Raw genomic sequence first — 12968 nt, 5'->3', positions numbered from 1 at the left:
TATAAAGTCATTTATTAAATTTACGCTTGAACTTGATAATTTTTCATGAAATTTTGGATTTGATTATAAAAATCATCAAATTGAGGAATACTCATTTGTTGTTGAGCATCAGATAATGCAACTGCTGGATCTGGATGAACTTCTGCCATAACACCATCAGCACCAATTGCAATAGCCGCTTTTGCACAAGGTAGAAGTAAATCACGACGACCAGTTGAGTGAGTTACATCTACAAAGACTGGTAAATGTGTTTCTTGTTTTAAAACTGGAACAGCCGAAATATCTAATGTATTACGTGTTGCTTTTTCATAAGTACGGATACCACGTTCGCAAAGGATAATTTGGTCATTCCCCTTAGAAATAATGTACTCAGCCGCATTGATGAATTCATCAATTGTTGCAGCAATCCCACGTTTTAATAACACTGGTTTATTTGTAGCACCTGCAGCTTTTAATAATTCAAAGTTTTGCATATTTCGTGCACCGATTTGAATTACATCAATGTAGTCTAAAGCTTCTTCTAAGTGAGATGGTGTAACGATTTCAGAAACAATACCTAAACCAAATTTTTGTCCAACTTCTTTCAGAATTTTCAATCCTTCAAGACCTAGACCTTGGAAATCATATGGTGATGTACGAGGTTTATAAGCACCCCCACGCATTAATTTTAAGCCTTTCGCTTGAATAGATTCTGCTACAGCAGCTGTTTGTTCATAAGACTCTACAGCACATGGACCAAAGACAAATGAAGGTGCTCCTTTACCAATTGGTTCACCGTTTACTGTAACAATTGTATCTTCAGGTTTACGTTTACGTGATACCAATAATTCTTTCTTATGATTTGTTTCTTGTAGTTTTAAAGCCGATTTGAAAATCTCTTTGAAAATGTGTTCAATTGTACCTTGACTTAACGGACCTTGATGATTTTCTTTCAATAGATTCAACATATGTCTCTCACGAAGAGGGTCATAACGGTTGACACCTTGTTTCTCTTTGATTTTTCCAATTTCTTGTACTACTTCAGCACGTTCGTTGATTAAACGTAAAATTTCAAGGTTTAATTCATCGACGCGGCCACGTAAGTGATCTAAATTTTGATGACTCATTGCCGTTTCTCCTCTCTTCCTCGTATCAGGTACTTTCAGAAGTCTGAAAACTATGATACATTTTATGATATTAGGAACATTATAATCAATTCCACCATGAATGTCACGCATTTTTTCTTTAGCGCTTCAACGCGATAAAGTTAGTGTACTTATTTTATGCTAGAAAGGTTGTGTAAATGTGGCTTCAAAGCTTTTTGCATTGGATATAGGAACTCGTTCTGTTGTTGGTATTATTTTAGAGGAACAAGATAACCAGTTCCATGTAGTAGATTTAATTGCAGAAGAACACAAGGAACGCGCTATGGTAGATGGCCAAATACATAATATACTTCACGTTGCTACAGTCATCCAACATATTAAAGAACAATTAGAAGAAAAACATGGCCCTCTTCACTCAGTTAGTGTAGCAGCTGCCGGAAGGGCTTTAAAAACGGAACAAGCGTCGGTTACATTAGATATTAAAAATCGCCCAGCAATTACAGAAGATGATATTAATCGCTTAGAATTAGCAGCTGTACAAAAGGCACAACAACAATTACTTGAACATAAAGAAAACAATAACGGTAATCATTATTATTGCGTTGGTTATTCTGTTTTATACTACCGATTGGATAATGAAGAAATTGGGAGTTTAATGGATCAACAGGGCGAGGAAGTAGAAGTAGAGGTAATTGCTACATTCTTACCAAGAGTCGTCGTAGAATCGCTACTAGCAGCTTTAAAACGTGCTGATTTGGAAATGGAAGGATTAACGTTAGAACCTATTGCAGCAATTAATGCTTTAATTCCTTCGACAATGCGTCGATTAAATATTGCACTTGTAGATATCGGTGCTGGAACATCCGATATTGCAATTACAAATAAGGGAACTGTAACAGCATATGGAATGGTACCAACAGCTGGTGATGAAATTACAGAGGCATTAAGTGATCACTATCTATTAGATTTCCCCGTTGCAGAAAAAGTAAAACGTGACTTGTCTACAAACGAGGAAATTACCATCTCAGATATTTTGGGTTTTGAGCAACTTTTCTCTAAAAATGAAATAATAGATGTTTTACGTCCTGCAGTCACATCTCTTGCAACAGCAATCGGCAATGAAATTCTCCGTCTGAATAGCAATGTAGCGCCAAAAGCAGTTTTACTTGTAGGTGGAGGCAGTTTAACTCCAGAAATTACAGATGAAATATGTAAAGCGCTTGAAATCCCAAAAAATCGCGCAGCAGTTCGAGGAATCGATGCAATCCAACAACTTACTCGTGAAGATTATGTTCCAGCTTCACCTGAACTTGTCACGCCAATTGGTATTGCTATTTCCGCAAAAACTTCACCGATCAAATACATGGCTGTAAAAGTAAATAATCAAATCATTCGACTTTTCGAATTAAAAGAAATGACTGTGGCAGATGCACTATTAGCAGCAAATGTTAGTATTAATAAATTATATGGAAAACCTGGATTGGCTATGTGTGTTAAAGTGAATGGGCAAGATATCTTCGTACCTGGTGGACATGGCAGCCCTACCGAAATTTTTGTAAACGGAGAAAAAACTACAACTACACATTCTATTCAAAACGGCGATGTAATAGAACTGATTGAAGGAATCAATGGTGAACCGGCAAAGGCAACCATTCAAGAAATGATCGAATATGAAGAAAAATGTAATATATACGTTAATGACCAACTATTTTCAATTGGGCCAAGATTAACATTAAATGGACAACCTGCTGAATTGGATACTGAGCTTCAAGATGGTGATGATTTAAAAATAGAAACAGCAAAGAATGTAGAGCAAATTTTAAAATGGTTAGGGAAAGAAAAAATACTAGATCAGCTTAAACCATTTTCAATTTCAATAGATGGTAAAGCTATACAATTACCAATTTTCAATAACGAAATTCTCGTAAACAATCAACCTGTGAAACCTTATTTCCAAATACAGAATGGAGATAAGATTAGTATTCACTATCGAAGTAATCCAACTGTAAGTGAAATAGCTGAACATTTAAATATGTTAATAGAAAATCGAATCTTCATATCATTCCAAAATGAACAATTGGAGTTAAAAAAACAATGCTTCGATTTACTAGTAAACGGCCAGCACGCAAATGTAATGTCAGTAATTCATAGTGAAGATCAAATTCAGTTTTTAGTAGCTGAAGTATCTAACTGGATTTATCAAGATGTCTTCCGTTTCTCAAATTGGCAATTACCTACAAATTTCAAAGGTACATTTGAAATATTGCGAAATGGTGAACCTTCTCAATTTGATGCTGAAATATTTGGTGGGGATCAACTAACAATCCATCTTATCCCTGCTACCATAACTCCATAGAAAAAGCACTGCAGAGTATTCTCTGTAGTGCTTTTTTCCTTTGTATTAATTTGTTTCTTTTTCTTCTTTTTCAGTTGTTTCTGTTAAAGCTTCTTCAATTGCAGCGCTGACAGTTGTATGTTCTTTGTTTTCAGCTTCGTATTCAGCAATTGTTTTTTCCATTGTTTCCATGATATCTAATGGTTCTTCACCTTCATATGAAACAGTACCATCATCAAATGGAGGAGTTGTAGTTGATTTTAAAGATTTCACTTTATCAACCAATTGACCAGATTGCGCTTGAACCTTTTTAGATAGTTCCACTGTTTTTTCTTTTGCTGATGAAGTAAAGCCAGCACTTTTTTCTTTTAGTTGACTTGCTTGAACAGCTACATCGCTACGCAATTCTTTCCCAGCCTTTGGAGCTAAGAATAATGCAGTTGCTGCGCCAACTACTCCCCCAACAAAAGCACCGATAATAAAATCTTTTATATTAACGCTTCCATCATCATTTGAATATAAAGATTCAGATCGTCTTTCATATGTTTGTGGTAAATATGTTTGGCCGTTTTCTTCATAGCCTACATTTCTAACTTCACTGTAATTTGGTTTTTGTTGTACCATGCTTGTACCCCCTTATTATTTACGTTTTCTTTTCATTGGTGCATCCTGGTCAATTGTATCGAATTCAGTGGCTTTTTGCTTTTTCATCTTTTCACGAATTCCCATAAATACATTTCCCCATTGGATTACTTGAGCAATTTGATCACTGTTTTTCGTTACATTTGTATTAATAGATGAAGTTACATTCTTCACTGAATCACTTAATCCATTTACAGAATCCCCAAAACCTTTAACAGCATTCACTACTGAATTCAATTGTTGAGACTTTTCTTGAATATCATCAGCAAGCGTATTTGTTTTTTCTAATAGGCTTGTTGATTCTCGAGTGATTCCTTCCATTTGGCCTTCAATGCCCGCCATTGTATTTGCAACATTGTTCATTGTCTTTTTCAATGAATTCAATGTCATTGCTAAACTTATACATAATACTAGAAAACCAAGAGCGGCTACCAGTGCTGCAATGTATAGAATAACTATCATTTTTAATACCCCCATTCTCTCTATATGGATTTTTCCACAAAATAAGTGTATTTAAACATCACTTACCTAATTACATTCTACAAATTTTTTCTATATCCTGCCATAGTAAATATTATCCCAATAAAACACTAATAAAAATTGATATTTTATATTTGCATGATGAAATTGATTCCTTGAAATATTCTTCTAATTAATATTCCAAAATTCATGTAGTATGTATGCTTAATCTTTGTAATATGCTAATTCTTAGAAGTACATATTGAGTTAATGAGTTTTACTAAAAAAATTGGCTACAATTCTAATTTAACATAGAAATTAATAAAAAACTGTAGAAAACATATAACAATTTGTTTTCTACAGTTTCGCTTAATAGATGACCATTGTCACTCTATTTTACTTTTAATAATTCCTCAAATGCTTCTTGGAATTTATGAATATCTCCAGCTCCCATGAATAAGAACACAGAATCTTTATGTTCTAGTAATTCTGGAATACGATCCATTGATAATAATTGACTGTCTTCAATTAAATCAGCTAAATCTTGGATTGATAAAGCACCCGTTTTTTCACGTGCTGATCCGAAAATATCACATAAATATACACAATCAGCTTGACTTAAGCTATTTGCAAAGTTTTGCAAGAAAGCTTGTGTACGAGTAAAAGTATGTGGTTGGAAAATTGCCACTAGTTCACGATCTGGGAACTTCTGACGTGCAGATTGAATCGTTGCACTAATTTCAGTTGGGTGATGTGCATAGTCATCGATTAATGTACGTTCACCAAAATCTGTTTCTGTAAAGCGACGTTTTACACCATGATAAGTATGAAGGCGTTCTTGAATTAGCTCTGCTGGAAGTCCTTCATAATGACAAAGTGAAATAACAGCCAAAGTATTTAACACATTGTGGTCACCGAACATTGGGATAAAGAATTTGTTATAAAACTCGTTACGAACATAAACTTCAAATGAAGTACCTGATGTCGTTTTTTCCACATTACGTGCTTCGAAATCATTTTCAGCTCCAAAACCGTAGTATACTACTGGAACGTTTGCTTTAATTTTTTGTAAATGCCCATCATCACCACATGCAATAATAGCTTTCTTAACTTGAAGTGCCATTGATTGGAATGCATCAAAAACATCCTCTACATCTTTGTAGTAGTCTGGGTGATCGAAATCGATATTTGTCATAACTGCATAGTCTGGATGATATGCAAGGAAATGGCGACGATATTCACAAGCTTCCATAACAAAATTTTGTGCATTTTTAGCGCCGCCACCTGTACCATCACCGATTAAGTATGATGTAGGATTAGCACCTTCTAATACATGAGCCATTAAACCTGTAGTAGAAGTTTTACCGTGAGCACCTGTAATAGCAACAGAGGTGAATTTTTCTAAATAGCTACCTAAGAATTCGTGATAACGAATTACTTCAACGCCTAATTCTTTAGCGTACACAATTTCTGGGTGGCTGTCAGGAAAAGCATTTCCTGCAATAACTGTCATACCTTGTTTAATATTATCTTCGTTAAATGGCAAAATTGTAATGTTACGTTGTCTTAGTGGTTCTTCAGTGAAAAAATATGTTTCTATATCTGATCCTTGTACTTGTTCTCCTGAATCAAATAAAATTTGAGCAAGTGAACTCATTCCTGAACCTTTAATTCCTGTAAAATGATAAACTGTCATGTTGAAACCTCCTGGGAAAGTTTCCTTACCCTTGAATAATCAAATCTATGAACTGCTCACCTTTAAACGGTGACTTCTTGATTAGATTAGCTTCATAAGCACATCCAATCAAGCAAACCCTCTTGTTCTTCAAGTTTTTGAGTTGTCACTAGACTTTATCAATGACTCGAATATCCATTGATTGGTTTACCCTAACCTATGAAACTTACCTTTGTTTTCAAACTACGAATATAGTAAGTTCTATTCTTTATCTTCTAAATTAAAACATCTACCATTATAGCACGATTTTTCCCTGTTCTAAAATAAACACTAATTCCTTATTATTTTCTACTTAAATTAGAGAAAATATGCTTAAATCCATAAAATTTATGCGTTGTTAGAACCAAATATTTCATTTATATCTTGTTCTGTTAAAAATACGTCTCTTGGCTTTGTTCCTTTAGATTCTGATATAAACCCTTGAGCCTCCATCATATCCACTAATCTAGCTGCTCTATTATAACCAATACGATATTTTCGTTGAAGAGATGATGCTGATACTGAACCTTCACTACAAATAAAACGACAAGCTTCTTCGAACAGTTCATCTTGATCTTCAATAGAATCTACTTTTTTGAGTAGCTCATCTTGTTCAAAAATATAATCAGGTTCACCTAGTGTGCGAACAAAATTTGTCACAGCTTCAATTTCCTCATCTGTGACGTAAGTACCTTGTACGCGAACTGGTGCAGACATACCATTACCTAAATATAGCATATCTCCTCTACCTAATAATCGTTCAGCACCTTGACTATCTAAAATCGTACGAGAATCCACATTTGATGATACAGAGAATGCAATTCGTGTTGGAATATTAGATTTAATCAGGCCAGTAATGACATCAACAGACGGACGTTGTGTTGCTAATACAAGATGAATACCACATGCACGAGCTTTTTGTGCAATACGGCAAATCGACTCTTCCACTTCTTGTGGAGACATCATCATTAAATCTGCTAATTCATCTATCACAATTACAAGATAAGGCATTTTCAAAGAGAATTTACGATCATTTTCTACCATTTTATTATAACGAGTAATATCACGTGCACCAACATGAGCAAACAGTTGATAACGACGATCCATTTCTTCTACAGCCCATTTAAGTGCAGCAGTCGCTGCCTTGACATCTGTAATAACCGGACTTACTAGATGGGGAATATGATTGAAAGGTGCAAGTTCCACCATTTTTGGATCAATTAACATCAATTTTACATCTTGCGGACTAGCTTTCAAGAGTAAACTAATTAAAAGTGAGTTTATACACACAGATTTTCCTGAACCAGTAGCTCCAGCAATCATTCCATGTGGCATTTTACGTAAATCAATAGTAACAGGTTCCCCAGTTAAGTCTAATCCTAGTGCCGCTTCAAGAGGTGATTTGGAATCAACAAAAGATTCACTGGTCACCACTTCTGAAAGTCTGACAGGTCGAGAAGTACGATTTGGTATCTCAATACCGATTGAACTTTTCCCTGGAATTGGTGCTTGAATACGAATGTCTTTTGCAGCAAGTGCTAATTTTAAGTCATCAGCTAAGTTTCGTATTTTACTTACCTTAACCCCGTGTCCAACAGTGATCTCAAATTGGGTTACTGCTGGTCCTTGAACGATTTGTACAATTTCCCCTTCAATTTGGAAATAAGATAATGCCTCAATCAATTTTTCACCCTGTGCATCCATCCATTCAAAATCCTCTGTTTGTTCTTCTGGAAGTTCAAGATAAGTAAGAGCTTCTTCAAGGTGCTCATTTAAAATAGATGGTTTTTGTTCTTCTATAATATTACTTTGTTGTTCTAAAGTATCTAGATTTTCTTCTTGTTCCTCTTGTTTTTCTTGTTCCTCTTGTACTTCTTGTTCTTCTTGTTCTTCTTGTTCTTCTTGTTCTTCTTGTTCTTCTTGTTCTTCTTGTTCTTCTTGTTCTTCTTGTTCTTCTTGTTCTTCTTGTTCTTCTTGTTCTTCTTGTTCCTCATGTTCTTCTTGTTCTATTTGCATTGAAGGTGGTTCTATCGTAGTAGCCGCTGATTCGTCATCTTGCATGACATCATTTTCGTTGATTCCTTGCTCTGCGATGTAAGAATCCTTATGTTCATCATTTGAAGTATGATTCTCTTCAATGACGGGTGAGCTAGCAACTGGGGGTGTGTAAGCTATACCCCAAGATTTTGTACCAGGTAATGCGATGGCCTGAGTGATGGATTGTTCCATTTTTTTCTTATCAGATTTTAACATTACGACATTAAAAGGTACTCGACTTCCAGTTTGTTTAAGTTCTTCTTGTTGTTCTTCCCTATTTTCAGAATCGCTTTTTATTTCGCTTTTTTCTGCATTAGTTATATTATCTTCAAAAATTTCTTCCACATGATGGTCATGATCATCAACTAAGAGTTCTGTTTCTAAACTTAACTCTTCTTCAATCATTCCATCTAGTTCTTTCATTATTTCATCTGCTTCAGAAATTATTTCCGATAATCCTTCTTTAACACTTGTATTTTTTTCTTCTGGATTGATTGATAGTGAAATAGGATTAGCAGCTTCAACACTGTTTTCTATAGCACTTTGAACTGTAATCGACGTCGAATCCAACGCTTCATCAAACGGTTCTTCTTCAACCACCTTTTCTTCTATAAGAATTTGAGACTGAGGATGAAATTCAGTTGTTTCTTCAACTATATGTTGAACCTCTTCATTTTGAACCTGTCCATCCTTTTCTTCCATTTGTACTACTTGGTCGGTTTCAATTTCTTTTATTTGTTCAACTGTTTTTTCATCATCTTGTCTAGAAATTAAAATGTCATCTACTACTTTCGTAACGCTTTCATTTACTGATATCGTTTCTATATTTTCACTGGATACGTCTGAACTATTATGAGAACTTGTAAGAATAGATGATGCCACTACTTTATTTTCTATTTGTAGAGTTGTAGCAGCTACCTCTTCAAATGCAGCTTGTTCTGAGCTATTTTGTTCACTACTTTTGTCTATTTCCTTCTCTTTTTCGTCTAATAAGTCAAAAATATTTCGCCCTCGTTTAGGCGGTTTTTGGAAGCCATAAATGGGTGAAGGAACTTCTGTAGGTACAAATTTTTTCTTTATTGGTACAATTGATTCTTTTACCTGATCATCAGCAACCCTAGTATTAGGTTTTGTGGTTGATTTCGTACTTGGTTTTATTTTTGGCTCCACACTTGGTTTCGCATTCTTCCTTTGAGGTTTTACATTTTTTGTTCCACTCGGATTAAATGGATTATAGTTTTCCCTACTCGGCTTTTCCACTACCCCTTTTAAGCCATGTGGTTCTCGGGCAAATGGAGAATACTGCTCTGGGCGCCGGTTTGTAGGCTGTAGTGGTTCCTGATATAGAGCCTGTGATGATTGCTGTTGTCGAACAGGATGAATTGATTCTTCACTTTGCATCCATTCAGGTAGATCTACGCTTCTATTCTGCGATTCAATGTCAGTTCGTTCAGTAGGGCTTATCCTCTGCTCTTTTCTATTATTTTCATCAGGAATCATTGGAAATTTAAATGATTCTCTTTTACGCAAAAAATTGGGTTCAGCACTATGTACTTGTTGTCTTGGTTGTTGTTCATATTGATCATCTATATATGGAATTTCTTCTTCATAGTCATTTTCAAATTCATCAAATGATTTATATAGTTGTTCTTTGTTGTCATTGTAATTAGCATTATTTGTTGTTGAAGTTTCTTCGATCTCGTCGCCTAAAACTCGAGAGATGATTTTTTTATACCAACTCATATTACGCACCACTCTTTTCTAAATCATTGCCTCCATTTTAGCAGTAATAAAGGCTTTCATGCAATGCGTTTGAGACGATTCTGTCAGATATCCTTATTTTTTTACTTGGAATTTGTTAATTCGAAAAAATCTGCGGGAATATTTCACTATCCTGAAAGAGTCATTTAGTATGAGGGATTTAGTATTTCTATTGAAATATACAAAAAGTGTCTTACTCTTTTTGTAAGTAAGACACTTTTTTGTTTGTTGTATTTCATTATTTAAAAATATTTAGTTTAAAATTTAAATGCTGAACCTACTTCTGCATCATTATCTAAAATCATAATCCCTTTAACTTGAGGAGCATTTGGGATAGCTAATTCACGTGCTGAACACAACATACCGTAAGAATCAACTCCACGTAATGCAGATTCTTTGATTACCATACCTGATGGCATTACTGCCCCAATTTTAGCAACAACTACATATTGTCCTTCTGCAACATTAGGAGCACCACAAACTATTTGTAATGATTGATCCTCACCGACATCAACTTTACAAATATGTAGTTTGTCAGCATTTGGATGTTCTCCAACTTCTTTAACAAAACCAACTACAAATTTAGGTGATAAGTCAACATCTAGACTTAATGTTGCACCATTTTTCGCAATGGCTTCTTCTAATTTTGCAATAAGCTCTTTTGTTATTTCAATATTTCCAACTTCTTCAATAGTTACATATTGACTAGCATTAAAAAGGTTAAAACCTTTCACTTCACCTGTTGCTTCCTCTTTAAGTAATACTAAATCTCCATGTCTTTCTAATTCCGTTTTGACAATCGCTTCTGTAATTAACTGGACGAGTAAAACGTCACCTACATGCGCTTTGTTATACGATACGATCATTGTTTTTCTTGCTCCTTTTTCACTCTGTTTTTCGCTAAGATAAAGATGGGCTCTAAACGACCTTCTTCATAAACAAAGGACAGTGATGTAATTGGCACTGCTCCTACTGTAAAGAAGTGCATAGTCATTTGAGCTAATACATCATAACCTGTATTATTGCGAATGTCACCGATAATCAGTACATCTTGATGAGGTACCGAAACGGTCATGTCACCTTCAATTTTACCACGCATTTCTGTTAAAAAGGCATCATTTAAAATTCGACTTGCGTCATAGCCATCATTTTCATTTAAAAAGTAAAAGACATTCCCTGCAACTTCATCTTTTTTAACATTAGTTGGCAACTTACGTACTTGGAAACGTGCAGATTCTTTCATCTGTTCAACCGATAATTGAAGTTTTCTAACCATTTCTTCATCGATTAATCGATAGGTATTTCCAAGGTCTAAAGCATAGTAAATTCGCGTTTCAGCAGTATGTTCTGATGTGATAAAGGCATGCCCTTCTTTTGATTTTTTCGAAAAAGACCCCGAGCGAATAACAGGGTAAATATTCGTCAACTCTTGAAAGCCAGTTTCTTTTTCCTTTTTCATCGCTGCAAAGGTTTGCTCAATCGTATAGACCACTTCATCAATTGCTTTTTCTTTACGTGTATCATACTTTGTCAGAACATCCCCTAAAAAAAGATCCATACCTTTTCCAATTTCAAGATGCTCTAATCTTAATTTGTTTGTTTTTGAATCTAGTTTCCATTCAAAGTGAGCTTCTCCTAGACGCTCTTTTAAAATATTGACTAATTCTTGTGCGCTCATCTGGTAACTCACTCCTCTATTTACTAATTATTGAGCTTGTAAAAATGTTTCAATTTCTGCTTGTGTTTTGCGATCTTTTGAAACAAAACGTCCAGTTTCTTCTCCGTTGTTATAAGCAATAAAGCTTGGGATACCATAAACATCAAGTTCTCCACATAAATCGATGAATTGGTCACGATCTACAGACATAAATGTGTATTCACTAAATTTCTCTTCAATTTCAGGCATAAATGGTTCGATAAATCGGCAATCTGGACACCATCCAGCTGTAAATAAGAAGACATGTTTTCCTTGTTTTTTTAATGAGTTATATTGTTCCACTGAATTTAAACTTTCCATTTTCATAGCCTCACTTGTATTTTTATTGTATCGAAAGCGCAATTAGCTTTCTTTCATTCGCTCAGTTTAATAGATAACGAGTACGTCCCTGGTGGATAAAATTGTAAATGTTCGAAGACACAGTATTTGCATCTGAAAATCGTTACAACATTTGAGAATCTATTGATTGGCACATGCTGCAATATTCATCAACAACACACTCAAAAAGGCTAGCTTGGTATGACTGAGCATATGTAATTCCTCTATTCAATCTGGACTAGCTTTATTGTAAGATGCCTGATGGGTCCTTGCAACTATCCTGAACTATCTGGTTATTTTGCGTATTTTTCATAGAAAAAATATTGTCCAACTAACTGTAGTAAAATGTGTTCAAACATTTCTTTTCGATCAATCATACCATCTGTGAAAATACCAATAGCTCCTGCATTTTGACGAGTATCTAATTGATGTACAAAATCGTCCATTACAGGTCCTAACTCACGACCACCGGCTATTTGTACTGCTATTTCCTTTGGTAATGGGATTTGAGCTCCAGCAGCAGTTAGTACTTGTCCATTTGTAATAGCTAATGCTCCCCAATTACATAAGTACATCGTGTCACCAATCATTGTGACGCCACCTTCTAAACCAAAGGCAATATCAGAATTGGTTTCTGCCAATGTATTTTTAGCACGATTTATAGCACCAATTCGTGTTTCTTCAGTTGACATTGGTTGTGAAGAAACACCTGAATCCACTGAAATATGTTCAAATGTCAATATATCATGAAAATGTTTAGTGACTACGGTAAGTACTGCACCTACTTTTGCTTTATTTGTCGTACCAATTCCTACTTTCATCTTGACACTTCCTAACTATAAAAATTAAGGGAAATTTCCAGGTGGAAATCTCCCTTTAATATATCAAATTTTTTTATCT

At 34.9% G+C, this 12968-nt stretch carries 10 protein-coding genes; 1 reads left to right on the top strand and 9 read right to left on the bottom strand.

Going from position 1 to position 12968, the window contains the following annotated elements; genetic code table 11:
- Positions 1–20: 20 nt before the first annotated feature.
- Positions 21–1106 (bottom strand): bifunctional 3-deoxy-7-phosphoheptulonate synthase/chorismate mutase, encoded by a 1086-nt coding sequence (locus ABE048_RS07215; RefSeq protein ID WP_430310232.1) that lies wholly within the window; start codon positions 1104–1106, stop codon positions 21–23.
- A 178-nt stretch (positions 1107–1284) separates the two neighbouring features.
- Between ABE048_RS07215 and ABE048_RS07210 the strand changes: the two genes are divergently transcribed.
- Positions 1285–3441, top strand: coding sequence for a cell division protein FtsA (locus ABE048_RS07210; RefSeq protein WP_430310231.1), 2157 nt, complete (start codon positions 1285–1287; stop codon positions 3439–3441).
- A 45-nt stretch (positions 3442–3486) separates the two neighbouring features.
- Here the strand turns inward: ABE048_RS07210 and ABE048_RS07205 are convergent, their stop codons facing one another.
- The 8 genes from ABE048_RS07205 to ABE048_RS07170 all read right to left on the bottom strand — a co-directional run bounded on the left by ABE048_RS07205 (position 3487) and on the right by ABE048_RS07170 (position 12889).
- Positions 3487–4044, bottom strand: coding sequence for a YtxH domain-containing protein (locus tag ABE048_RS07205; protein ID WP_430310230.1), 558 nt, complete (start codon positions 4042–4044; stop codon positions 3487–3489).
- 15 nt (positions 4045–4059) lie between these two features.
- Positions 4060–4524, bottom strand: coding sequence for a DUF948 domain-containing protein (locus ABE048_RS07200; RefSeq protein ID WP_430310229.1), 465 nt, complete (start codon positions 4522–4524; stop codon positions 4060–4062).
- Positions 4525–4912: 388 nt separating this feature from the next.
- Positions 4913–6217 (bottom strand): UDP-N-acetylmuramate--L-alanine ligase, encoded by a 1305-nt coding sequence (gene murC / locus ABE048_RS07195; protein WP_430310227.1) that lies wholly within the window; start codon positions 6215–6217, stop codon positions 4913–4915.
- 366 nt (positions 6218–6583) lie between these two features.
- Positions 6584–10015 (bottom strand): DNA translocase FtsK, encoded by a 3432-nt coding sequence (locus ABE048_RS07190; protein ID WP_430310225.1) that lies wholly within the window; start codon positions 10013–10015, stop codon positions 6584–6586.
- 275 nt (positions 10016–10290) lie between these two features.
- On the bottom strand, positions 10291–10899 hold the full coding sequence (ytpR, locus tag ABE048_RS07185) for a YtpR family tRNA-binding protein (RefSeq protein ID WP_430310224.1): 609 nt from the start codon (positions 10897–10899) through the stop codon (positions 10291–10293).
- Complete coding sequence (locus ABE048_RS07180; RefSeq protein WP_430310222.1) at positions 10896–11711, bottom strand: DUF1444 family protein; 816 nt, start codon at positions 11709–11711, stop codon at positions 10896–10898. The genes ytpR and ABE048_RS07180 overlap by 4 nt, the downstream gene beginning before the upstream one ends.
- A 27-nt stretch (positions 11712–11738) precedes the next feature.
- A complete protein-coding gene (locus tag ABE048_RS07175; protein ID WP_430310220.1) occupies positions 11739–12050 on the bottom strand; it encodes a thioredoxin family protein in 312 nt (103 codons plus the stop codon).
- Between the two features lie 311 nt (positions 12051–12361).
- Complete coding sequence (locus ABE048_RS07170; RefSeq protein WP_430310218.1) at positions 12362–12889, bottom strand: DUF84 family protein; 528 nt, start codon at positions 12887–12889, stop codon at positions 12362–12364.
- Between the last annotated feature and the right edge of the window lie 79 nt (positions 12890–12968).

Source organism: Rummeliibacillus pycnus (assembly GCF_050459865.1).
Taxonomy (GTDB): Bacteria; Bacillota; Bacilli; order Bacillales_A; family Planococcaceae; genus Rummeliibacillus; species Rummeliibacillus pycnus_B.
Note: the sequence above shows the minus strand (reverse complement) of the source record. Positions and strands in the feature narration are given on the sequence as shown.

Excerpts from the sequence above, each read along its gene's own strand:
- ABE048_RS07175 (WP_430310220.1), bottom strand. The coding sequence starts at position 12,050 with ATGGAAAGTTTAAATTCAGTGGAACAATATAACTCATTAAAAAAACAA.
- ABE048_RS07215 (WP_430310232.1), bottom strand. The coding sequence starts at position 1,106 with ATGAGTCATCAAAATTTAGATCACTTACGTGGCCGCGTCGATGAATTA.
- ABE048_RS07190 (WP_430310225.1), bottom strand. The coding sequence starts at position 10,015 with ATGAGTTGGTATAAAAAAATCATCTCTCGAGTTTTAGGCGACGAGATC.
- murC (WP_430310227.1), bottom strand. The coding sequence starts at position 6,217 with ATGACAGTTTATCATTTTACAGGAATTAAAGGTTCAGGAATGAGTTCA.
- ytpR (WP_430310224.1), bottom strand. The coding sequence starts at position 10,899 with ATGATCGTATCGTATAACAAAGCGCATGTAGGTGACGTTTTACTCGTC.
- ABE048_RS07170 (WP_430310218.1), bottom strand. The coding sequence starts at position 12,889 with ATGAAAGTAGGAATTGGTACGACAAATAAAGCAAAAGTAGGTGCAGTA.
- ABE048_RS07205 (WP_430310230.1), bottom strand. The coding sequence starts at position 4,044 with ATGGTACAACAAAAACCAAATTACAGTGAAGTTAGAAATGTAGGCTAT.
- ABE048_RS07180 (WP_430310222.1), bottom strand. The coding sequence starts at position 11,711 with ATGAGCGCACAAGAATTAGTCAATATTTTAAAAGAGCGTCTAGGAGAA.
- ABE048_RS07200 (WP_430310229.1), bottom strand. The coding sequence starts at position 4,524 with ATGATAGTTATTCTATACATTGCAGCACTGGTAGCCGCTCTTGGTTTT.